This window comes from Streptomyces sp. NPDC047525, assembly GCF_040643025.1.
GTDB classification, from domain to species: Bacteria; Actinomycetota; Actinomycetes; order Streptomycetales; family Streptomycetaceae; genus Streptomyces; species Streptomyces durmitorensis.
Map to the genome: position 1 here is coordinate 78,679 of NZ_JBEYTL010000018.1, position 19,133 is coordinate 97,811.

Consider the following 19,133-nt stretch of genomic DNA (forward strand, 5'->3'; position numbering starts at 1 on the left):
GGGCTCAGCTCCAGTACTGGTAGAAGTGGTGGACGGGTCCGTGGCCGCGGCCGATATGCAGGGTGTCGGCCGCGCGCAGGGCCCCGGTCAGGTACGCCTTCGCGGCACTGACGGTGGTGTGCCAGTCGTCGTGCTGCGGGCGCAGGGCGGCGATAGCGGCGGAGAGGGTGCAGCCGGTGCCATGGGTGTTGCGCGTGTTCACGCGGGGTGCGGACAGCTCGGTGACGCCCGAGCCTGAGGCGTCCGTGGCGTCGACGAGGATGTCTACGGACTCGGCGTCGTGTGTGTGGTGGCCGCCCTTGAGGAGGACGCGCCTGGCGCCGGTTTTGAGGAGTGAGTGGGCCTGCTCGATGGCTTCTGCGCGGTTCCTTGCGGCGGCGGTGCCGAGGAGGTCGCCGGCCTCGGGGAGGTTGGGCGTGATGAGGTCGGCGAGAGGCAGCAGACGGTCGCGCAGCACCGTCACCGCATCGGCCTCGAGGAGGCGGTGGCCGCTGGTCGAGACCATGACGGGGTCGAGGACGACATACCGGGGGCGGTGCCGCTCCAGGGCTTCTGCGACGGCTTCGGCGATGGCGGCGTCGGCCAGCATTCCGATCTTGACGGCGTCCACCGGGACGTCGGCGAACAGAGTGTCGAGCTGCTCGGTGACGAACGCCGGGGGGACGGTATGGATGCCGCTGACGCCTTGAGTGTTCTGTGCGGTCAGGGCGGTCAGAACTGCTGTTCCGTAGGCGCCGTTGGCGGAGAACGCCTTCAAGTCGGCTTGTATCCCGGCGCCGCCGGAGGGGTCGCTGGCGGCGATGCTGAGGGCGATGGGCGGGCTGGTCACGCGGGGATCTCCTGTCGCAGAGTGCGAACGAGGGAACGGGCTGCGGCCTCGGGGTCGGGCTGCCCGCAGACCGCGCTGACGACAGCGATCCCGGCCGCGCCACTTCCCATGACCGCGGCGGCCTCGGACACGCCGATCCCGCCGATGGCCACGCAGGGCAGCGGGCTCTCCCGAACGATCTGGGCCAGGCCGCCCAGACCGAGCGGGACGTCCGCGTCCGGCTTGGTGGACTGCGGGAACACCGGACCGACACCGAGGTGGTCGACGGCGTCCGGCACGTGCGCCAGCTGCTCGGGACGGCTGACGGACAGGCCGATGTACGCATCGGGACCGAGCTGGCACCGGGCGGTCTCGGGGGAGACGTCCCGCTGCCCGAGGTGGACGCCGTCCGCGTCCAGCCAGACAGCCACGTCCAGGCGATCGTTGACGATCAAGGGGACACCAGTGCCCGCGAGTTCGGCCTGGATCACCCGGCCGAGCGAGAACAGCGTGCGGGCGTCCGCGTCCGGATCACGCAACTGGACGGCGGTGACGCCGCCCTTGACGGCCGCTGCAACGGTAGGGCCGACACCGCGGTGGCCGCAGAGTCCGGTGTCGGTCACGAGATACAGGGACAGGTCGAGAGGAGGTCGCATGGGTTACTCCTTGGGGTCTCCCGGCCGGGGAAAAGCGGGGGAAACGCATCGGGAGGTACGGGGGAAGGGCAGGCCCTGACGTGCACGGACCTTGAGTTGTTCACAGGCGCGAGATGGGGGACAGGGCAGCCAGACTCGGTGCTGGGGGCGCCGCCCCAGGGCGGGCGGGTCCTTTGCAGCGGGTGGTGTCCAGGCCGCTGCTCACGCAGGACCCGCAGTACGCGCATGCTCAGCGCAGGTTGAGAGCCTCGGCGAGCCGCTCAGGGCTGAGCTCGTACAGCGCGTCGATCAGGGCGACCGCGAACGTGCCGGGCCCCGCAGAGCGGGTGGCGGCGTCCTCCGCGGCCACGGTGAGCAGGCCGGTCGCGGCAGTGGCGGCCAGCAGAGCGTCGCCGGTGACGGCTGTGCAGGCGGCCACCAGGGCGCCGAGTGAGCAGCCCGTTCCCGTCACCAGAGCCAGCAGCGGGTGCCCGTTGGCCAGGCGCACCACTCGCGTCCCGTCCGTGAGGACGTCCTCCGGACCGCTCACCGCGACCGCGCAGCCGTAGCGCCGGGCCAGCGCGCCTGCCGCGGCCAGCGCGGCATCGGGGGCGTCCGTGCTGTCCACGCCGCGCCCGCCCGTGCCGCCGTCCAGGGCCAGGATCTCGGAAGCATTGCCGCGAACGACCGCCGGAGGTGCGCTCTCCAGCAGTTCGTGGGCGAGCTCGGTGCGCCAGGGCAGCGGGCCGACCGCCACCGGGTCGAGCACCCACGGCCGCCCCGCCCCGGCCGCTTCTGTGACCGCGACGCGCATCGCCGCCGCCGTCACGGACGTCACCGTTCCCAGGTTGACCAGGACACCCCCGGCCACCCGGGCCAGCGCTCCGGCCTCCTCCGCGCTGTGCACCATCGCGGGGGCAGCCCCCGCCGCGAGCAGCACGTTCGCGGTGAACTGCGACACCACGACGTTGGTCAGGCAGTGCACAAGGGGTGCGGAGGTCCGCAGGGACGCGATCACATCCGCCACGGCATCACGGGAAACGGCAGTGCCGTGCCGGGCAGGTACGGAGGCAGTATCCATCGTCAACACCCTTCCTACGCCGGCATTACCCGGTCCAGGTTCATGCGGTCGGCGGAAAGGGGATCAAGTCCCGTCCGCCCTCTCAGCCCGGCTACTCCCGAGCTCCCGCGGTGGTCGCTACGCAATGTACCTCCTTCAGGAACAGGAGTTCGCACTCGGGTACCTCACGAAACGACACGGATCTGTTGGCGGAACTGACGAGGGACCCCTTGGCCACCAGGCCGAGACCTGTCCGCATCGACTGCTGCCGCAAGCGGTGTGGTGGAGGGCCATGCCCAGGTACTGGACCTCCTGCGACACCGCATCGCCACCTGGACCGGTACGTGCCAACCTGCCAGGCCGACCTCCCGGACAGAAAGAGCGGCGCCTGGCGCGTGCTGGGGAGCGGGGCCGAGATGCCGCTGCTGCTTCCCCGCTCGCCGACCAGGCAGCGCGGCTGCCGTCGAAGGCATCCCCAAGGAGATCTGCCTACGATTGGCGCAGAGATCTACGCGGAACCGGTGTGGCAGGCCGACGGCGGCCACGTCGAGCCCGACCGTCACGGCCTTCGCCGATGAGCACGGGCCCAGGAATGCGTCATCGACCGCATGGCGCGCAGCCTGCGAGCCATCGGCTCGAGGCCGTCAGCAGATGCGGGCACCTGGTTGGAGGCATTCTGGCCGGCTGTCATCTGCCGCGAGCAGCAGATGGCAGCAGCTGTGCGAGATCCCGCTGGAGCGCCGAGCGCGCTCCGAAAGACGGGCAACGACAGTGCTGCTCCAATCAGCACACTGAGCGCATGCGATACGAGGAGAAGGCGAAGCTCGCCACCGCAAGGACCTCGGTCCCGGTGGCCATCCTTGTGGCCTCGCCAGTGCTTCTGATAGCCGGAGCGCTGGTCCGTCGCCGATACCTCCGCTACGTCTACCGGGATGAAGCCCCACTGATCCTGGACAAGAAGCAAGGCCTAATCAGCGTCCACTGGTTCGTGGTCACTAGCCCTCTTCTCGAGTGGCTCTGCTGGCCCACGGAGTCACTCGCTCGACTCACCTCACGCCGAGGTTGAACGGCAAGGTAAGTGCCGGTTCGTGATCCGCGTACGCCAACGTGGCAACTAGCAGGGCCCATTCCGGTAATCGGCCCGTCGGAGGGAGGAGAGTGGGGGGTGGGATCCCTCCGGGTTCTGGTGCTCCCTTCCCTTGGAGAAGGTGTCCTGATGAGGGCTTCGTCGGCTGAACAGGGCGCGGTGATCGCGGAGATCGTGGATGCGGTCCGTGAGGTGAGCTACTGGCGGGCCGGCGTGTTGATGGAGCGGTTCGTGCGGGACGCGGACCTGGCCAGTCTGTGCGCGCTGCGCGCGGCCCTCGCCGCGGACGGCCCGGTGGATGCCGGGCGGTGAGCAGGCTCCTGCCCGCCATCTTCTCCGCGCTCCGTAGGAGAAGGACTCTCTCCTCTCCGTGAGGAGGGAGATGAGATGGCCGGTGGTGGGTGCAGCCACCACCGATGGTCGGAAATCGACGGCGGCCGCACGGCGCGGGGACACAATGGCTCCCCGGGTGTCCCCGCGCCCATTCGTCTTCCCTCCATGGAGCGAGCGGGCGGCGCCCCTAGGGCGGGCGGGGAGGACGGGATGCCGGGGCCCCAGTGTCCGCTGCAGGTGCGCGGCCCCGGCCGAGTCACTTAAGGGCTGTCCCGTAATGCATCTCCGGTCGCCCCCCTGCGCTGCGGCGTCTCGAACGGTGGAGCTGTGCAACGGTGTCCGCGTGTTCCGGGGCTTGTCGGGCCAGCTTCAGTCGACTCGCTCGGACCGGGGAGTTCAGCGTCCGAAAAGCCCTTTGAGGCCCTTCCTGCAAGTTGCGGGCGGATCCTGCCCCTTGATCTCCTCTTCCATGAGGACAAGCTCGCCTGTGCTTACGCGGAAGTGCGTCTCGTCGTAGCCGCTTTTCACCTTCACCAGCCATGTCCCGTCGTGCATGCGGAACACACTCCGGTATGACCCAGATCGCTGCCGTCGCGGAGCTAGTGTGGGACGCCCTGGACGCGAACGCGACGCTGGTCTACGTCGAATTGCGCCGCGAGTGGGAGGCGGTCGGCCTCTGCCAGGGCTTGTGTGAGGACTTTCAACGGTGAGTGAAGGAGGCTGCTATGAGTGAACTGTCGAAGCCTGGGATCGACCTTCCGGAGGGTGAGGCTCCCACCGAACTGACCATCCGTGACCTCGTGGTGGGGGACGGGCTTGAGGCGAAGCCGGGCAGGGTTGTCCGGGTTCACTACGTCGGGGTCACTTTCGAGTCCGGTAAGGAATTCGACGCCTCGTGGGACCGGGGCCAGTCGTTCAAGTTCGCCGTGGGCGGTGGCAAGGTCATCAAGGGCTGGGACCGCGGTGTCAGAGGGATGAAGGTCGGCGGCCGGCGCGAGATCATCGTTCCGCCGCGCCTCGGCTACGGCAACCAGTCACCCTCGCCGTTGATCCCGGCGGGCTCGACACTCGTCTTCGTGGTGGACCTGCTCTCCGTCGCAGTCTGAGACCTTCTGCCACCCGGCCTCTCCGCCCGGAACCAAGGGCTCAACTGCGGCTCTGTCAGCGGGAAGTCCATGAGAGAGACGCTGACGGCTAACCGGCGTCACGTGGGGAACTCGCCCAACCAGCCGTGCTGCAACAGATGCTTCGGCAAGTACTCCGACTCGACGGCAATCGGAATTCCCCCGTCGTAGGCAAGGCAAGCGATAGCCAGCGGCCCCAAAGCGACGCTTCCATCAATGTCCGCTTCCCGATCCTCGTTCAGCGTCCAGTAACTCTTGTGCAGCTTCAAGGCTTCCAATAGGGCGGGACTGAACCCCTCCTCGTCCTTGCGCACGAAGTGGTAAAAGAGGTTGATCGGTGGGTAGAGCAGGCCGTCCAATAGATCTCGCGGGGCGATTCGCGCGACGGCAGGATCCGACGCCTGGAACGTAGCGGTGAGTTTCTCCACCAACCCAGGCCGGCGCAGCCAGTATGTCTGCAGGGTGTCTACCCAGTGATAGATGTACTCGTCGTACTTTCCCTCGCGTGCGCGCAGTCGCTCCAAGGGGATCTCGCACAGCTGCGTCATTCGCGGCTGATCACGGCAGATGATGGCCAGCCAGAACGCCATCAGCCAGTTTCCCGCATCGGCAGTTGGCATCAAGCCCAAGGCCGGAAGCGTCCGCATCTTCCGGTTGATACGGCACTCGACGGACCCCTCGCCCGCCGCCGTCACGGCGAACAAGGCTGACCCCAGCTGCATCGCATTGACCGTGGCCTCCCACGTCTCCGACGCCGCCGCTCGGGGATCGACGACACAGCGAGCACGCAACACCAGAAGCCCGGTGTCGAAATGTGAGTCGATCAGGCTCGCGGAACCAGCGGAGTCCGCAAGGTGATCGATGCCGTTCACCAAGTGTGCGCTGAGGCGCTCCGCCAACTGCTCGGCGTCAGGTCCTGCCGACAGGTCATGCCGAGCGATGTGTTCGGTCACGGAAGGGTTCCCTTGCTGATATCGAAGTGCTGGTGCGACCGGAGGCGCCGCGTCATGGCGTCGTGTCGCTTCCTCTACCTGCGCTCTGGCGGGCTGCATTTAACCGTGCAGCGTGTGCCTGTGTGTCTCGTCTCGCTGATCACCACGGCCGCCGGAGCCGGGGCGGCCTGGTGGACGAGCAACTAACCAGGGCATTGGTCTTCCACCGGAATCATCCAGTCCTTCACATGGTTGGCGCCGGATTCGTTGGCGAAGGCGCAGAGTTGGAGTATCAGGCTGAGGTTGCTTTCGGGAGCCGTGGCGCGAGGTATGGGGTGTGTGCGCTGGAGCTCGCTGCCCTGGTCCCAGGTCAGGGATCGTTTCAGATGGGCGGCAGGGTCTTGACCGTCTCGACTGGAGCGTCGCGAACGAGCTCGGTTGCTCGGTCGTTCGGCAGGCGCAAGAGCATCACGTAGCGGGTGGAGCGTTCGGCCAGGGTTCCGATGGCGGAGCCGTTGTCTGTGCCGATGATCAAATCCCCCTCCCAGCGGCCAGGAACTTTTCTCGGTCTTCTGCGCTTCAGCAGGACGCTCACTGATCATCATTACGGGGTCGCGGATACGGCTCTGACTGGCGCTGCGACCCTTGCGCCATCGGCTCCCGGTCTTCGGATTGATGCCGCCGATCCGGCATGCCTCGTTGTTGCTCAGGCCCTGCTGCATGAGCTGGAAGTATGCCTCCCGCTCACGCAGCAGTTTCGTGCGGCCCCGAGCCACCGTCCGGATATCCCGGATCTTGAAGTCCATCGCGTCCCCTGAACTGGGGTGTTGTGACGGCCACTGGAACGGAAGCCAAAGCCCCTGGCCCGGGGGCCTTTTCCATTGAGGCCCTAACGGTCGGCCTTCGCGTCGAGGCCGCCCAGGATGAGGTCGGTCAGCGTGGTGACCGCTTCGCCGTCGGTTGCCCGTTCTCGGTTCAGCTCGGCGGCGATCGCCTCGGCCGCGCCCAGCATGCCGACGCAGTGCAGCCGGAGGGCTTGGGGCGGGAGGTCGGAGTACGGCAGCAGCGCCGTGGCCATCAAGTCCGTGTAGCTGTCCGTCAACTCGTGCTGGACCGCCTCCATTTCCGGGTTCCCTTTCAGCGCGGCGGAAATGGCGCTGAGCTCCGGCATGTCGGTGGCGCAGGCGAAGTAGGCGGTGCTGATGACGTGGGCGACCTCGCCGGCGTCGGGTACGGCAGCCTGCAACACGTGTGTGATCGCGGCCCGGTGGCGTTCGTCGAGGCGTCGGTAGAGCGCGAGCAGCAGGCCCGGGCGGGTGGCGAAGTGGCCGTATGTGATGGGTCTGCTCACCCCGGCTGCTTCCGCGAGGGTGACCAGCGTCAGACCGTCCGTCCCGTGGGTGCGCACGATCGCCATGGCGGTGTCGAGCAGTTGCTCCCGCCTGGCCGGCTTGGACAGGCGGGTCGGTGTGGTGGCCATGGTCCTCCCTTGCGTTCACGTCCGAATCTAAGCTACAAAACGTAGGTTACAAAATGTAGCTTCATGGATGTGATGTGAGGGGAACCCACCGTGGGACAGTCGGAATCGGTACTGATATTGGGTGGTACGGGTCAGGCGGGCGCGGGGGCCGCTGCCCTCCTGCGCCAATGGCACCCGGCACTGCCGCTGACGATCGCGGGCCGTGACCTCGAGCGTGCCCAGCGGGTGGCCGACGAACTGGGCGCCGCAACGGCCGTGACCACCGACCTGCGACGCAGCGATCTCGGCCTCCCGGCCGATCTCCACTGCTCCGCGGTGGTCGCCGCGCTATGGGACGACCACTTGCACGGTCTGCGGTACGCGCAGCATCGCGGGCTGCCGTACCTCAGCATCTCCAGCGGCCTGACAGACATCGCGCCGGAGGTCGTCGCGGGCGCCCAACGAGCAGGCGCCGCCCCGATCCTGGTAGCCAGCCACTACTGCGCCGGTACCGTCGTCCTCGCGGCACTGCACTCGGCCCGGCAGTTCGACCGGGTCCACACCATCCGGATCAGTGCCGTCCTGGACGAACTGGACACCGGCGGGCCCGCGGGAGTTGCGGATCTACAGCGGTGGTCCACCGCCACCTCGGCGGGAATGGTGCGCCGAGACGGCGTCTTCACCTGGATCAACGGCCCCGACGCCCAGACGGATGTACGCAGTACCGACGGCACCGTCCTGCCCGGCCAGAGCATCGCCATCCTCGACGTACCAAGTCTCGCCCTCGCGACGGACGCGCCCAATGTCCGCTTCGACTTCGCCGTCGGCGAATCCGCCGGCCGACGTCGCGGCGAACCCGCGTCCTTCGAGGTCCGGATCGACATCGAGGGCGCAGACCGAGGGGGTGTGCCGATCAGTACGAGTAGCTATCTGGCCCATCCGGCAGGGCAGCGCCCCTTGACCGCACTCGGCATCGCCCTGGGCATCGAGCGATTGCTCGGACTGCGCGGCGACGCCGTCACGCCGGGCATCCACACTCCCGAGGCACTGCTCGACCCGGCGTATGCGGTCGAGCGGATGGCCGAGACCGGCGCCGTCTTCATCGATGCACCCGGCGACAGCTGACCGTCACTGCAGAGGATCCGCACCTGACTCAGCTTTTGCGGTCAGCCGCAAAAGCCTGGCTGGGCGCGGCACCGCTGGACAACAGTGGGACCTGCCAAGCACGGCGGCGAGATTCCGCGGGGCGACCGTGGCCGTCCGTGAATGACCTGTCCTAGGGGGAATCGTATGAAGCTCAAGCTCAAGCTGGCAACACTGGGAGCCACTGCCGTCATGCTCGTCGGTGGCGGGCTGACAGCGGGGGTGGCCGCACCCGCTGTCGCCGACTCGCAAGCTCCTCAGGCGTCTTTGGGGAAGGAGCGGGTCCTTGTGGCCTCCAGCGGTGACTTCACTGCCCAGAGCACCTGGAGCAAGGCCACGAGCTGGGGCGAGTCGGAGGGCAACATCTACAGCACGTACGCGGGTGGATGGGTCAAGGACCTGGCAGCCGACGGCTACTGTGCCCAGGTGGTCATCGAGTGGTACGGGACCAACGGGAAGAGGGACACCGACTACTCGCCCCAGGCATGCCCCAAGGGCAACAAGGACGACTTCTCCAAGAAGCCCGGCGACTCCACCCATTGGACAGCCACCGGCTGGGCGGTCTACATGCAGAAGATCTGACACCCTGGCGGCATCACGGCCCGCTCGATTCCGTGTTGAGTGGAACGCGGCCAAGGCCAACTGCCCAGCCCCTACGCTGCTCAGGCCCGAGGCCACCGCTCTCGGCACTGCGTGACGTCACGCTGAAGAGCGCGACGTGATCCCAAGGGGCAGGAATGGGGACTAGTCGACCGTCAGGTTCGTGAACTGGATCGTTGCGCTCTGGGCGTTGCCGGTCTGGGGGGTGTCGACCTTGATGGCCCTGGGCTCTTGCAGGGAGCACTGCTTCTTCGGGTTGCCCGTGGCGTCCAACAGACTGAGGGAGGCCGTCTCGGGCTGGGTGTTGCCGTCGACGCTCAACTGGACCTGGTGGGCGGTGAGGGCGTCGCCCTCCGGGAGGCTCAACTCCCCGCATTCGGCCCGGGAGGACAGATCCGAGTGGCCCTTCGCGCCGTTGTCGGATGTCGGACGCGTTGGCACGTGACTCGGGCTTCTGGGGCGAACTGGCGCTGGCCGCGCCGGTGTCCGAGGATTCGGAGCCGCACGCGGTCAGCAGACCAGGGACAGTAAGGCGGCGGTGGCCACCCCGGCCATGCGGCGGCGCGAGCTGATGGTGGAACGGGTCATGGGGAGACTCCCTGAGCTGTCGGCGCTCGAGCGGTCGACGGCGGCCGGGATCACTTCCCTGGTGCCCACCGGTCAACGGCTGTGTATGTAGGACGACTTGAGTCTGGGATCTTGACCAGACCCAGCCACCACGCCCTGTGACCGGTGCTCAGTCCCTCGCGCCGTCGTCAGGAGCCCGCGAGCCGGGCCGCGAGATAGGGCGCGGTGGCGCTGCGGCGGGCCCTTGCCACCTTGGCCGGCGGGCCCGCCGCGACCACCCGCCCGCCTGCGTCGCCACCGCCCGGCCCGAGGTCGATGACCCAGTCGGCGGTGACGATCGTGTCCAGGTCGTGCTCGACGAGGACGACCGTGTTGCCCGCGTCGACGAGCCGGTGCAGCTGTCGCAGCAGCAGTGCGATGTCGGAGGGGTGCAGCCCCGCCGTCGGCTCGTCGAGCAGGTAGAGCGCGTGGCCGCGGCGGGCTCGCTGCAGTTCGGTGGCCAGCTTGATGCGTTGTGCCTCACCACCGCTGAGTTCCGTCGCGGGCTGGCCCAGGCGCAGGTACCCCAGTCCCACCTCGCGCAACGTCTCCAGACTGCGGGAGGCGGCCGGTACGGCGGACAGGAACTTGGCGGCGGCGTCGACGGACAGCGCCAGCACTTCCGCGATGTTCTTGCCGCGGTAGGTGACTTCCAGCGTTTCGGCGTTGTACCGGGCGCCCTGGCAGGTCGGGCACGACGCGTAGGTGCCGGGCAGGAACAGCAGTTCCACCGCGACGAATCCTTCGCCCTGGCAGGTCTCGCACCGCCCTTGGGGCACGTTGAAGGAGAACCGCCCGGCCGAGTAGCCGCGCGCCCTGGCCTCGTCCGTCGCCGCGTACAGCTTGCGCACCGCGTCGAACATCCCCGTGTACGTGGCCAGGTTGGACCGGGGGGTACGGCCGATGGGCCGTTGGTCCACCCGGACCAGCCGGTCGAACGACTCGACCCCCGACACGTCCTGGACGTCGACCTCCAGCTGCGCCTCGTCGGGCTCCTCGGGTACGAGTCCGAGGTGGCTGCGGACGACCTCGGCGAGCACCTGCGTCACCAGCGTCGACTTTCCGGAACCGGACACGCCTGTTACCGCGGTCAGCACGCACAGCGGCACGTCGACGGAGACGTCGTGCAGATTGTGGCGGGAGACGCCGCTCAGGTGCAGCCAGCCGTGCGGTGTGCGCGGGCGGTGATCGAGCGGCTTGGCGCGCCCGAACAGGTGCTGGCTCGTGGCCGACTCCCCGACCTGCTCAAGACCGGCGACCGGGCCGCTGTACAGCACGCGCCCGCCGCCCTCGCCCGCGCCGGGGCCGATGTCGACCACCCAGTCCGCCTGCCGTACGACATCCATGTCGTGCTCCACGACGAACAGCGAGTTGCCCGCCGCCTTGAGGCGGTCCAGCACGTCCAGCAGCGGTTCCGCGTCAGCCGGGTGCAGGCCCGCGGAGGGTTCGTCGAGGACGTAGACGACGCCGAACAGCCCCGAGCGCAGCTGGGTGGCGATCCGTAGCCGCTGCGCCTCGCCGGGCGACAGAGTCGTCGAGCGGCGCCCCAGGCTGAGATATCCGAGGCCTAGCTCGAGCAGTACGTCGACCCGCGCGACCAGATCACCGCAGATCCGGACCGCGACCTCGGTCGTCTCCCCGGATCGGGCGGTCGACGTGGTGGCATCGGCCTTGGACCGCCCCGCGACGGGCCGCAGCAGCGCCGCGACCTCGGTGAGGGGCATCGCGTTGATCTCGGCGATGGAACGTCCGGCGAATGTCACGGCGAGCGCATCGGGCCGCAGTCCGCTGCCGTGACACTCCGGGCAGGGCACACTCCTGACGAACCGGAGTGCCCGTTCACGCATCTTCTCGCTCTTGGAGTCGGCAAGGACGTGCATGACGTGCTTGCGGGCGCTCCAGAACTTGCCCTGATAGCCGTAGTCGACGCGGTCCTCCTCCGGCTCGACGTACACGGAGGGCTGCTCGTCCGTGTACAGCAGCCACTCCCGGTCCTTCTTCCTGAGCCTGCGCCACGGTCGGTCGATGTCGATCCCCAGGCCGCTCACGACACTGCGCAGGTTGGCGCCCTGCCAGGCGCCCGGCCAGGCGGCGATCGCCCCCTCGCGGATGCTCAGCGAGGGGTCCGGGACGAGCAGGTCCTCGGCGACGTCGTGCACGACGCCCAGTCCGTGGCACTCCGGGCAGGCGCCGGCCGCGGTGTTGGGTGAGAACGACTCGGCTTCCAGCCGCGCGGCCCGGGCCGGGTAGGTGCCGGCGCGGGAATACAGCATGCGCAGCAGATTGGACAGTGTGGTGATGGTGCCGACCGTCGAGCGTGAACTGGGCGCCCCGCGTCGCTGCTGCAGGGCCACGGCGGGTGGCAGTCCGGTGATGTCCTGCACGTGCGGCGCTGCGACCTGATGCAAAAGCCTTCGGGCGTATGGTGCTACGGACTCGAAGTAGCGCCGCTGGGCCTCTGCGTAGAGCGTGCCGAATGCGAGCGAGGTCTTTCCCGAACCGGAGACGCCGGTGAAGGCGACCATCGCGTCCCGCGGAACGTCGACATCGATGTTCCGCAGGTTGTTCTCACTGGCGCCCAGGACATGCACGAAGGGGTCGCTCGCGTCCTTGTTCACCGTTCCTGATTACCTGATCGCGCCGGGAACCGCGCGACAGGCGCTCACCGGGCCCCGCTCTCACGAGCATCCGGAGAGTCCTGGTCTGAGTCGCTCCCAGGGAACATTCGAGGGTGCTTCACCGTTAGTGCGTGTGTGGGCGTGAAGGGAACTGTGTCCCCGGGCCTAACCCTTTGCCCATGAGGACGATCGTTCGGCTGAAGCCTTATGGAGCCCCCGCCGCGAGGCGACCGCCCTTCGCGCCCACTCTCGATCGGCCCTGGCTGGGGATTCCCCGAACCAGTCGGGGCCTTCGTATGCCCCCTGCCGACGGCGCCGACGGCCTTCGGCTGGAGGATTCCTCCGTGGGTGCGCTACCGGGATTAATCGCAGTGCCCCGCCCTTCAGGGCGGTGGTGAAGCGATTCTCAGAAGTGTTCTAACCCGTGGGATAGAGCGGACGATTTTGCTGCTCGATGTACTGCCTGACGATGTTCAACGGGGCTCCACCTACCGAGTCGGCGAAGTAGGAGCCAGAGCAGAGGCGTTGTGCCCGCCAGTAGTGGCGGACCAGGGAACGTATTCGGTTGTGATCAAGGAGAGTTTCGCGTGCGGCCTTGATCCAGATGGTCGAGGCGCGGAGGTGGAGGCCAGCGAGGTAGCTGCCCGGATTCTTGTCGTAGCGGATGGCGATGCCGCGCCACGCCTTCATGCTGTTGAACGCGCGCTCGACGGTGTTCCGCTCCTTGTAGAGGTCGGCGTCGTGGCTGACGGGGCGGCCTCCTGCGGACCCCTTCGTCTTCCGGTTGGCGGCCTGGTCCCTCTTCTCCGGGATGACCGCCTTGATTCGGCGTATACGCAGGTGGGAGCGGTTGCCGCGGGGCGAGTGGGTTTTCTCCCCGGTGACCGTGTCCGGCCGGGTGCGGGGACGGCCGACGGGCCCGCGCACCCGCACCTTCTTCAGAACGGGGATGAACTGCGGGCTGTCCGCCGCCTCACCCGTGGTCAGGATGAACGCCAGCGGGCGGCATTTCCGGTCGGAGGCGAGGTGGACCTTTGACCTGGCCTTCTTCTCCTCGGAGGCGGCACTCTCCAGGGCGGTGACGACGTCCCCGTCGAGGTGCATGCCGGCCGCGTCGTGGTGGGTCCGGACAATGGTGGAGTCGATGCTGACCAGGGAGAGGTCCACCTCACCGCGCTTCGCGGCTTCCGCGATCGTGCCCTCCAGCAGGGCCTCGAAGACCCCAGCGTCGCGCCACTGCCGGAAGCGGTCGTGGACGGTCGACCAGGCACCGAACTCCGTCGGCATCTCCCGCCACTGCCCTTCGGTGAGTTGTCTGCGTGTCACATCCAACGCCTTTCCAGGTTCCATTCCTCCCACAGGGACGGAACCCGAGTTCGATCACAACCTCGCACAAGCCTTGTGTCGTCGGTGGTAAGACCAGGTCACCGCCGCCAGGAGCGGGCCCCACAGCAGGAGTGGGGCGTAGGTGGCGACGAAGACGGCTTCGCCGGCCGAGATGCCGGCGTCCGGGCTGGGGGAGGTCAGCAGTCCGCCGAAGAAGAGGACCCACCACAGGACGGTGACCGCGAGGGCTCCCAGCGAAGCGGCGAGGACCGCGAGCCTGCGGTCGACCGGGCGCCCTCCGAGGAACGGAATCCAGCGCGGCACCACTTCACCCCAGGGCCGTACCAGGCCCAGCGTGAGGTACGAGGCAGCCTCGGCGACCGCACCGATCAGCAGTACGTAAACCAGGCCGATCAGCGGGGAGTTGTCAGGGAATGCGGCGAGGAACTCCTCTCGCTCCATCACCCCGACCGGCACCCCGAGCACGAGCGCGACGCGCCACACCCCGGAGGGCACGGTCGACCAGGCCGCGACATGGGCGGCACGCACCGCCCAGCGCGGAGGCGGCGGGACCAGCAGCGGCACGCGGGATTCGGGCGGGGCGGGATCCTTCGTCGTCATGACCCGAATCTCTCGCACCGCCGGGCCCGGCACGTCGTACCGCGTGATGATCCAACTCCACCGCACGGGGGAGTACGGCCCGCCCCAGCGCAGCAGCGCAATACGAACATTGATCACGACCCCACACAGGCCCTAGGCAGTGTCCTGGCGATCACGAGCGGAGCCAGATGACGAGTGCGGATGCGGTGACGGTGCCGAGAAAGACGTAGCCGCGCTTGTCGAACCTGGTCGCAACCGCACGGAAGGCCTTCAGCTTGTTGATCGCCCGTTCAACGGTGTTGCGCTTCTTGTAGCGGTCCTTGTCGAAGCCGGGCGGCCGACCGCCGGCCCTGCCGCGTCGGACCCGGTTGGCGGCCTGGTCAGCTTTCTCCGGGATGACGTGCCGGATTCCTCGTCTGCGAAGGTAGCGGCGGGTTCGTCGGTTGCTGTAGCCCTTGTCGGCGCTGACACTGTCCGGCTTCGTGCGCGGCCTGCCAGCGGCCAGCCGCGGCATGCGGATCTTGTCCATGACCAGCTCGAATTGGCTGCAGTCGGCACACTGTCCGGGCGTGATGACCAGCGAGAGCACCCGGCAGCGACCGTCCGCACTCAGGTGGATCTTGGTGGTGAACCCGCCGCGTGAGCGGCCGAGCGCCTCACCTCCCGCACCGCCTCCGCCAGCCGGTCGATCAGTTCCGCCCGGATCCGAGCGGCTTTGACCGCCCAGGCGAAGCCCCTTTTGACGGCGGGCGGCGGTGCGTGCCGGGCGCCGGCGGCGTGGTGGTGCGCGCGCACGGACGTCGAGTCGACCGAGATGTCCCAGTCGACCTCGCCGACCGCGTCCGCCTCGGCCTGAACCTGCTGGAGGAGCATCTCCCACGTTCCGTCCGCCGACCAGCGGCGATGCCGCTCGTGCACCGTCTTCCACGGTCCGTACCGCTCCGGCAGATCACGCCACTGCAGGCCCGTACGTATCCGGTAGAGCACCCCATTCACGACCTGGCGGTGGTCCCGCCACCTGCCGCAACGCCCGTTGCTCACTGGTAGAAGCGGCTCCAGCCGCGCCCACTGAGCATCCGCCAAGTCACCTCTGTCACCCACAGTCCTATCAACGACTGGACTGATCGTCGGGACGTTGGCCGGCCCCCGGCGATGCTCGGTGCTGACCGCTGAATACGGTGGAGGAGCCCGGTTGAGGAGAGGACGCGAAGACGTGGATGTGTATGAGGCCGTGGACAGTCGCCGGGCCGTGCGGGCGTTCAGCGGTGAGCCGGTGCCCAAGGAGGTACTCGAGCGAGTGCTGACCGCAGCGACGCGGGCTCCGTCCAGTGGGAACCTCCAGCCGTGGCATGTGTATGTCGTGACAGGCGAGCCCTTGGCCGAACTGAAGAGGCGCGCGACCGCCAGGGCACTGGCGGGGGACCCGGGTGATGAGCGGGAGTACCCGATGTACCCGGACGAACTGACCTCGCCGTATCTGGACCGCTTCTCCGCTGCGGCGGCTCAGCGCTACGTAGCGCTGGGGATTGAGCGCGATGACCCCGCCCGGCCCCAGAAGATCGCTACCTTGAACTCGGAGGCGTTCGGGGCGCCGGCCGTCGTGTTCTGCTACCTCGACCGGACGATGGGGCCCGGACAGTGGGGTGACGCGGGGATGTACTTGCAGACGGTCATGCTGTTGCTGCGGGCGGAAGGGTTGCACAGCTGCCCCCAGGTGATGTGGACCATGTACCGCAAGACCGTCAGCCGAACAGTCGGAGCCGATGACGGGCTCGTTCTGTTCTGCGGCATCTCGGTGGGATTCGAGAAGGAAGGCGTGCCGCGGCTCCGTACCGGGCGGGCGGACATGACGGAAACGGTGAGCTTCATCGGAGTGTGACCGCTGACGGCTGAGATCGACAGGACAGGCCCTAGTTCGGGGTACTCCTGGCGGAGTCTGCGGGAGCTGACGACCTCAGCAGCGAGAGCCCGATGGCCACGGCCAGGAGGCTGTTGGCGTCGATCCGAACTGGCACGAGCAGTCGCCGCCGGTGAGCTCGTCAGCCGACGGCCGAGAAGTGCTTCGGAGTCGGCGTTCAGTTGTCGGGTTTGATCTTTGAGGACAGGGAGAACAGCCCGGCCGCCGCCACGATGAGACCTCCGGCCAGTTCCTCGTAGCCCTGGAAGTAGGAGATGGGGATGCCGATGACGCAGGTTGTTCCGACCAGGGCGATGACGTGCCCGATCAGTCGCCGGGATCGGCTCGGTGGCGGAGGGTGATGGGGGTTCTGCGGGTTTCCCCAGCAGGGGAAGGGACCCGGCCTGGGTTTCCAGCCATCGTCGAGGAGTTGGATGAACTCCGGGTGATGGCGGGCATGGCCCAGGCGGTGGGGTGCCAGGTGCCTCCACGGCAGCCAACCATGCCTGATGGCGATCCAGGTGAGTCCTGGCAGGCAGGCCACGACCGCCCAGATCGCTGCGACCGTCCGCTCTGCGGCCGAAGTCGGCAGAATGCCGAGGAGTTGGTCCAGCCCGCCGCTGGCGGCGTAGGCGATCAATGCGGCTGTGGAGAGCACCGCCGCGGTCTGCTCGATCTGATGTCCGGTGTGGCAGCGGGCACAGCGTGGTACATGCACAACTTCCTGGCGCCACCTGGTGCGCAGAACAACGATCCATGGGGTCATGGTGGTGTCGGCGCCCTGGTGCAGCCCCAGGATGCGGTCGTGCCACGACGCTTGGGCGGCATTCCCGCAGAACCAGCACTCCCGCACCACGAGTTTCCTCTCCCCCTACGACCGGTCCCGCTGGTTCCGTCCGGCGGCCTGCAGCGCATGGATCCCAACTGCAGCCACCACCAGCGCTGCGGGTCTGCGCACCTCGTCAGAAGATATGTCGAGGATGATACCGACGACGGCCCGGGACCGGTCCCGCTCATCCGGAACGCCCTATTCGCCTGCACGAACCGGTTGAGGGGATCGGAAGAGAACAGCTCTTAAGGTCTCTGGCCCTCATCACTGAGCGTCACAGATCGGCGGCTCACTCCTAGCCTCGGCATCCGCGGCGGCTTACCGGCTGGCGCGGGCCGTCTCCAGGCCTTCGACGGGTGCCGCATCGGCGGGCTGGGTGGGGGGAGTGGCGGTGAGGACGGCGTCCAGGAGGTGGGGGAAGCGGGCATCCAGGTCGTCGCGGCGCAGTTCGACGGCCTTGTAGCGGCCCGCTTTGTGCTCGCGGGTGATGCCGGATTCGCGCAGTACGCGCCAGTCGAAGGTGGCGGTCGCTTCGAACAGGCGGGCAAGGGCGTGTTCGTGAACCTGTCCTCCTACACGGCCTTCGAGCCGATGAGCATGATCCCCGTGAACTCGGCGATGTGCACCGCTCTGACCGGCTTCACCAAGCTCTACGCCGACCAGTACGCCGCGAAGGGCATCCGCATGAACTCTCTGATGCCCGGCTACGTCAACAGCTGGCCCGAGGCCCCCTCCTCGCGAAGATCCCTGCGGGCGGGTTTCGACGGCCTCGACACGCGGCCGTTGCAGTTTCTCGTGCCGGACGCCATGGCAGTTGGCGGGCGGTCACCTCGCTGAGGAGCCGGCCCTGTGCTTCGGGTCGGAAGATGGGCGTGGGGAGGGGATAGAACGCCTGCTCGAAGTAGCATCCCTGCAAGGTTCTCCGGTCGGCACTTCGCAACCTCCGTCGTGGCGCAATCGGACGTATGCATCCATGTAGAGAGAGCAGAGTGCAATGAGCGTGGCTGAGAGCTGGTCCCACGTGATGACACTTCTTCGGCAGCACGCCCCGGCCGATCACGCGGATCTGCCAGGGCCCGCTTCGGAGCAGATGCTCGCGGCCGCCGAGGAACGGATGGGTGTCTCCCTCCCTGGGGACCTGCGGACGTGGCTGTTGCAGAACAATCTGGATCTGCCTGAGGAAGACGTCGACGACGAAGTGGCGTGTTGCGGCTTCGACGGGTTCCCGGACGAGGGAAGCTTCTTTCTGGGCATCCGGGCGATTGAGCAGCTCTACGCAAACCGCTCCAGGTCCGGTGGATTCGACCCTCCGGACCAGCCGGACATTCCGTTCTGGCGTAATGAGTGGATCCCGTTCCTGTCTGACCAGGACGGCTGGATGGGAAAGTTCATCGATGTGCGGGACGGGCGTGTCGGCAGGTGGTTCGTGGGTGACATCACGATCACGGGCGAGTACGAATCGTTGGCCCAGTATTTCGACTCCGTAGCGGAGATGCTGACGAAGATCGCCGATGGAAACCACCCGGTCTGTGGGGTCGCCGAAGGCCGACTCGTCTGGTCGTAAGACGGTTCTCAACCGCTCGTCGGTGGCGGGCTGACAGCGGGGGGTGGCCGCACCCGCTGTCGCCGACTCGCAAGCTCCTCAGGCGTCTTTGGGGAAGGAGCGGGTCCTTGTGGCCTCCAGCGGTGACTTCACTGCCCAGAGCACCTGGAGCAAGGCCACGAGCTGGGGCGAGTCGGAGGGCAACATCTACAGCACGTACGCGGGCGGATGGGTCAAGGATTTGGCAGCCGACGGCTACTGCGCCCAGGTGGTCATCAAGTGGTACGGGACCGGGAAGAAGGACACCGACTACTCGCCCGAGACATGCCCCAAGGGCAACAAGGACGACTTCTCCAAGAAGCCCGGCGAATCCACCCATTGGACAGACTGCCCAGCCCCTACGCTGCTCAGGCCCGAGGCCACCGCTCTCGGCGCTGCGTGACGTCAGACTGAAGAGCGCGACGTGATCCCAAGGGGCAAGAATGGGGACTCGCCGGCCGTCAGGTTCGTGAACTGGATCGTGGCGCTCTGGG

At 67.7% G+C, this 19,133-nt stretch carries 19 protein-coding genes, 3 pseudogenes and 1 riboswitch; of the genes and pseudogenes, 9 read left to right on the top strand and 13 right to left on the bottom strand.

Annotation, left to right across the window (positions count from 1 at the left end; all coding sequences use genetic code 11):
• Nucleotides 1-4: 4 nt before the first annotated feature.
• The 3 genes from thiD to thiM all read right to left on the bottom strand — a co-directional run bounded on the left by thiD (nt 5) and on the right by thiM (nt 2,470).
• Nucleotides 5-829: a bifunctional hydroxymethylpyrimidine kinase/phosphomethylpyrimidine kinase gene (gene thiD / locus ABZ833_RS36795; protein ID WP_361056425.1), complete on the bottom strand. Its 825-nt coding sequence runs from the start codon at nt 827-829 to the stop codon at nt 5-7.
• Nucleotides 826-1,464, bottom strand: coding sequence for a thiamine phosphate synthase (gene thiE / locus ABZ833_RS36800; protein ID WP_361056429.1), 639 nt, complete (start codon nt 1,462-1,464; stop codon nt 826-828). The genes thiD and thiE overlap by 4 nt, the downstream gene beginning before the upstream one ends.
• A gap of 229 nt (nt 1,465-1,693) precedes the next feature.
• Nucleotides 1,694-2,470: a hydroxyethylthiazole kinase gene (thiM, locus tag ABZ833_RS36805; RefSeq protein ID WP_361056431.1), complete on the bottom strand. Its 777-nt coding sequence runs from the start codon at nt 2,468-2,470 to the stop codon at nt 1,694-1,696.
• A 47-nt stretch (nt 2,471-2,517) separates the two neighbouring features.
• Nucleotides 2,518-2,643: riboswitch (TPP riboswitch) on the bottom strand.
• A 1,076-nt stretch (nt 2,644-3,719) separates the two neighbouring features.
• Here thiM and ABZ833_RS36810 point away from each other — a divergent pair.
• Entirely contained in the window at nt 3,720-3,902 is a 183-nt protein-coding gene (locus tag ABZ833_RS36810) for a hypothetical protein (RefSeq protein WP_361056434.1), read from the top strand.
• A gap of 417 nt (nt 3,903-4,319) precedes the next feature.
• Here the strand turns inward: ABZ833_RS36810 and ABZ833_RS36815 are convergent, their stop codons facing one another.
• Entirely contained in the window at nt 4,320-4,478 is a 159-nt protein-coding gene (locus tag ABZ833_RS36815; protein WP_361056437.1) for a hypothetical protein, read from the bottom strand.
• 17 nt (nt 4,479-4,495) lie between these two features.
• On the opposite strand from ABZ833_RS36815, the gene ABZ833_RS36820 reads away from it, so the two are divergent.
• Nucleotides 4,496-4,633 (top strand): hypothetical protein, encoded by a 138-nt coding sequence (locus tag ABZ833_RS36820; RefSeq protein WP_361056440.1) that lies wholly within the window; start codon nt 4,496-4,498, stop codon nt 4,631-4,633.
• A gap of 15 nt (nt 4,634-4,648) precedes the next feature.
• On the top strand, nt 4,649-5,029 hold the full coding sequence (locus ABZ833_RS36825) for an FKBP-type peptidyl-prolyl cis-trans isomerase (protein WP_361056443.1): 381 nt from the start codon (nt 4,649-4,651) through the stop codon (nt 5,027-5,029).
• Between the two features lie 98 nt (nt 5,030-5,127).
• Here the strand turns inward: ABZ833_RS36825 and ABZ833_RS36830 are convergent, their stop codons facing one another.
• The 3 genes and pseudogenes from ABZ833_RS36830 to ABZ833_RS36840 all read right to left on the bottom strand — a co-directional run bounded on the left by ABZ833_RS36830 (nt 5,128) and on the right by ABZ833_RS36840 (nt 7,459).
• Nucleotides 5,128-6,000: an immunity 49 family protein gene (locus tag ABZ833_RS36830; RefSeq protein WP_361056446.1), complete on the bottom strand. Its 873-nt coding sequence runs from the start codon at nt 5,998-6,000 to the stop codon at nt 5,128-5,130.
• A gap of 326 nt (nt 6,001-6,326) precedes the next feature.
• Nucleotides 6,327-6,617, bottom strand: a pseudogene (locus tag ABZ833_RS36835) (IS30 family transposase); the annotation flags it as partial.
• Between the two features lie 251 nt (nt 6,618-6,868).
• A complete protein-coding gene (locus tag ABZ833_RS36840) occupies nt 6,869-7,459 on the bottom strand; it encodes a TetR/AcrR family transcriptional regulator (RefSeq protein ID WP_361056449.1) in 591 nt (196 codons plus the stop codon).
• Nucleotides 7,460-7,549: 90 nt separating this feature from the next.
• On the opposite strand from ABZ833_RS36840, the gene ABZ833_RS36845 reads away from it, so the two are divergent.
• Nucleotides 7,550-8,563, top strand: coding sequence for a saccharopine dehydrogenase (locus ABZ833_RS36845; protein ID WP_361056452.1), 1,014 nt, complete (start codon nt 7,550-7,552; stop codon nt 8,561-8,563).
• 165 nt (nt 8,564-8,728) lie between these two features.
• Nucleotides 8,729-9,163, top strand: a complete 435-nt coding sequence (locus ABZ833_RS36850) for a hypothetical protein (RefSeq protein ID WP_361056455.1) — start codon at nt 8,729-8,731, stop codon at nt 9,161-9,163.
• Nucleotides 9,164-9,325: 162 nt separating this feature from the next.
• On the opposite strand, the gene ABZ833_RS36855 is transcribed toward ABZ833_RS36850, so the two are convergent.
• From ABZ833_RS36855 to ABZ833_RS36875, 5 genes and pseudogenes are all read right to left on the bottom strand, one after another.
• Nucleotides 9,326-9,622 (bottom strand): hypothetical protein, encoded by a 297-nt coding sequence (locus tag ABZ833_RS36855; protein ID WP_361056458.1) that lies wholly within the window; start codon nt 9,620-9,622, stop codon nt 9,326-9,328.
• Between the two features lie 314 nt (nt 9,623-9,936).
• The gene (uvrA, locus tag ABZ833_RS36860; protein ID WP_361056461.1) at nt 9,937-12,405 is read right to left on the bottom strand and encodes an excinuclease ABC subunit UvrA; all 2,469 of its coding nucleotides are present in this window, start codon (nt 12,403-12,405) and stop codon (nt 9,937-9,939) included.
• 597 nt (nt 12,406-13,002) lie between these two features.
• A pseudogene (locus ABZ833_RS36865) lies at nt 13,003-13,713 on the bottom strand (IS5 family transposase); the annotation flags it as partial.
• Nucleotides 13,714-13,785: 72 nt separating this feature from the next.
• Nucleotides 13,786-14,352: a hypothetical protein gene (locus tag ABZ833_RS36870; protein ID WP_361056464.1), complete on the bottom strand. Its 567-nt coding sequence runs from the start codon at nt 14,350-14,352 to the stop codon at nt 13,786-13,788.
• Nucleotides 14,353-14,503: 151 nt separating this feature from the next.
• Nucleotides 14,504-15,432 (bottom strand): annotated as a pseudogene (locus tag ABZ833_RS36875) (IS5 family transposase).
• A gap of 112 nt (nt 15,433-15,544) precedes the next feature.
• Between ABZ833_RS36875 and ABZ833_RS36880 the strand changes: the two are divergent.
• Nucleotides 15,545-16,210 carry a nitroreductase gene (locus tag ABZ833_RS36880; RefSeq protein ID WP_361056717.1) on the top strand — a complete coding sequence of 222 codons (666 nt, stop codon included), beginning with the start codon at nt 15,545-15,547 and terminating at the stop codon, nt 16,208-16,210.
• Between the two features lie 196 nt (nt 16,211-16,406).
• On the opposite strand, the gene ABZ833_RS36885 is transcribed toward ABZ833_RS36880, so the two are convergent.
• Entirely contained in the window at nt 16,407-17,084 is a 678-nt protein-coding gene (locus ABZ833_RS36885; RefSeq protein ID WP_361056467.1) for a hypothetical protein, read from the bottom strand.
• Between the two features lie 384 nt (nt 17,085-17,468).
• Between ABZ833_RS36885 and ABZ833_RS36890 the strand changes: the two genes are divergently transcribed.
• From ABZ833_RS36890 to ABZ833_RS36900, 3 genes are all read left to right on the top strand, one after another.
• Nucleotides 17,469-17,894, top strand: a complete 426-nt coding sequence (locus ABZ833_RS36890) for an SDR family NAD(P)-dependent oxidoreductase (protein WP_361056470.1) — start codon at nt 17,469-17,471, stop codon at nt 17,892-17,894.
• A gap of 157 nt (nt 17,895-18,051) precedes the next feature.
• The gene (locus ABZ833_RS36895) at nt 18,052-18,621 is read left to right on the top strand and encodes an SMI1/KNR4 family protein (RefSeq protein WP_361056473.1); all 570 of its coding nucleotides are present in this window, start codon (nt 18,052-18,054) and stop codon (nt 18,619-18,621) included.
• Between the two features lie 109 nt (nt 18,622-18,730).
• Entirely contained in the window at nt 18,731-19,042 is a 312-nt protein-coding gene (locus ABZ833_RS36900) for a hypothetical protein (protein WP_361056476.1), read from the top strand.
• Nucleotides 19,043-19,133: the final 91 nt, after the last annotated feature.

What these genes read in the sequence shown, in the direction of transcription:
- thiE (WP_361056429.1), bottom strand. Translation starts at nt 1,464, where the DNA reads ATGCGACCTCCTCTCGACCTGTCCCTGTATCTCGTGACCGACACCGGA.
- ABZ833_RS36810 (WP_361056434.1), top strand. Translation starts at nt 3,720, where the DNA reads ATGAGGGCTTCGTCGGCTGAACAGGGCGCGGTGATCGCGGAGATCGTG.
- ABZ833_RS36815 (WP_361056437.1), bottom strand. Translation starts at nt 4,478, where the DNA reads ATGCACGACGGGACATGGCTGGTGAAGGTGAAAAGCGGCTACGACGAG.
- ABZ833_RS36820 (WP_361056440.1), top strand. Translation starts at nt 4,496, where the DNA reads ATGACCCAGATCGCTGCCGTCGCGGAGCTAGTGTGGGACGCCCTGGAC.
- ABZ833_RS36825 (WP_361056443.1), top strand. Translation starts at nt 4,649, where the DNA reads ATGAGTGAACTGTCGAAGCCTGGGATCGACCTTCCGGAGGGTGAGGCT.
- ABZ833_RS36840 (WP_361056449.1), bottom strand. Translation starts at nt 7,459, where the DNA reads ATGGCCACCACACCGACCCGCCTGTCCAAGCCGGCCAGGCGGGAGCAA.
- ABZ833_RS36850 (WP_361056455.1), top strand. Translation starts at nt 8,729, where the DNA reads ATGAAGCTCAAGCTCAAGCTGGCAACACTGGGAGCCACTGCCGTCATG.
- ABZ833_RS36870 (WP_361056464.1), bottom strand. Translation starts at nt 14,352, where the DNA reads ATGACGACGAAGGATCCCGCCCCGCCCGAATCCCGCGTGCCGCTGCTG.
- ABZ833_RS36895 (WP_361056473.1), top strand. Translation starts at nt 18,052, where the DNA reads ATGAGCGTGGCTGAGAGCTGGTCCCACGTGATGACACTTCTTCGGCAG.